Annotated in this window: 2 protein-coding genes and 1 pseudogene; 2 read left to right on the forward strand and 1 reads right to left on the reverse strand. The window is 54.0% G+C overall.

Annotated features, from left to right (window positions below; translation table 11 throughout):
• Positions 1–78: pseudogene (locus QZ506_RS09310) on the reverse strand (IS1 family transposase); the annotation flags it as partial.
• 236 nt (positions 79–314) lie between these two features.
• Here QZ506_RS09310 and QZ506_RS09315 point away from each other — a divergent pair.
• Together QZ506_RS09315 and QZ506_RS09320 are read left to right on the forward strand one after the other, a co-directional pair.
• Complete coding sequence (locus QZ506_RS09315; protein WP_291970583.1) at positions 315–1112, forward strand: hypothetical protein; 798 nt, start codon at positions 315–317, stop codon at positions 1110–1112.
• On the forward strand, positions 1113–1499 hold the full coding sequence (locus QZ506_RS09320) for a hypothetical protein (RefSeq protein WP_291970585.1): 387 nt from the start codon (positions 1113–1115) through the stop codon (positions 1497–1499). It abuts the gene before it with no gap.
• Positions 1500–1660 lie beyond the last annotated feature (161 nt).

Raw genomic sequence — 1660 nt, forward strand, 5'->3', positions numbered from 1 at the left:
GCCACTTTTGCCATAACCGTGTTTTTTCACAGGAGATGTCTGTTCACAAAACGGGCATCTTACATCAACTTTAGCCACTGTATTCCACATCCAAAACCGGACATTTCACACTGCAATCAACATATTGAATACACGACCTAGAAGCGCAAGAAAAACGGTAACGCCGTTGGCAAGAAAGTAAGTATTCACTGACTACGGCGCAGCAGCAACGTCAGGAAACAGAACAGCAGCTTGCCCTGCTGCAACAGCGTATTCAGGCGCACTGGGAAGGGCTTGCCGAGGCTGCACACAAACAGCAACAGCTCAGCGCGGCGTTGACAACACAGCAAGAAACACTCGCCGCTGCGCTCGCGCCCTACGCCTTGGTTCCGCCAGCACTTGCCGAACAACAGCAATGGCTGGCGGAACGTGCCTCCGAAGCGGAACGTTGTAAAACCACCGAACAGCAGTTGCAGCAGGATGACAACACGCTGGCCTCACTGCATGCAACCGTGCAGGAACGGGAAAAAATGGTACAGGCACTCGATGCGAGCGCCACACTACAGCAGACACAATGGCAGGATGGTGAAAAACAGTTGGCAACCTTGCGCCAGCAACGCCACGCCCTGTTTGGCGATCGCGACACGCAGCAGGTGCGTCAGGAATGGCGACAGCATAGCGAACAGCATCAGCAGCGCGTTGATAAGTTAGCTGTCACGCGGCAAGACGCAGCGGCACAGCTCGCCCAATTAGCAGGAGAATTGGCCGGGCAACGCGCACACCACGAACACTGTGTAGACGCGGAGCTGCAAGCCTCAGTCCAGTTTGCGACGGCCTTGGCGCACAGCCCCTTTATTGATGAAACCGCGTTCCAGCAGGCACTGCTGGATAACGACACGCGTCAGGCGCTGCGTACCAAACTCGACGCAGTACGTCAGGCTGTCACGGAAACCAAAGCACTGCTACAACAAGCCACCGTCGCGTTGAACACGAATCTGGCCCAGCGCCCGGAAACCGTGCCGGAGGACGACGCGGACGCAACACCTGAACAACGGCTGGAACAGATTGATAGCGCACTGAAAACCAATCTCTATCAACAAGGTGAATGCCAGCAACGGCTGCGCAACGATTAGATGCAACGGGATAAACAGCAAGCGCTACTACAGGAGATCGAGCAACAGAGTCAACAGTATGCCGACTGGAGCTGTCTCAACGATCTTATTGGCTCGCAAAGCGGTGATAAATTCCGCAAGTTCGCTCAGGGGTTAACGCTCGATCATCTGGTGTATCTGGCCAACCTGCGCCTTGCCCGCCTACACGGTCGTTATCAGCTACAGCGTAAAATCGATGATGAGCTTGGCCTGCATGTGCTCGATACCTGGCAGGCCGATGCGGTGCGCGATACCCGCACCCTGTCGGGCGGTGAGAGCTTTTTGGTCAGTCTGGCGCTAGAGTTGGCGCTCTCCGATCTGGTGAGCAACAAAACCCGTATCGATTCGCTGTTTCTGGGGCTTTATTGAATAATAGTGATTCATGCTGTTTTACCAAGCCAGTTTTGGTAGAAAATGCTTGTCCCCTCAGGTGTACAGCTTTCTCATGAGGCCTAACTGCATGATTTTGCGTTGCGATGATCCGTCGTTTCACTGGACTGCCAGCATAAAATCTATTTATTCAACAAAGC

This window comes from Candidatus Symbiopectobacterium sp., assembly GCF_020054415.1.
In the GTDB taxonomy this organism is placed as follows: domain Bacteria; phylum Pseudomonadota; class Gammaproteobacteria; order Enterobacterales; family Enterobacteriaceae; genus Symbiopectobacterium.

Coding starts and splice junctions, on each gene's coding strand:
- QZ506_RS09320 (WP_291970585.1), top strand. CDS start 1,113: ATGCAACGGGATAAACAGCAAGCGCTACTACAGGAGATCGAGCAACAG.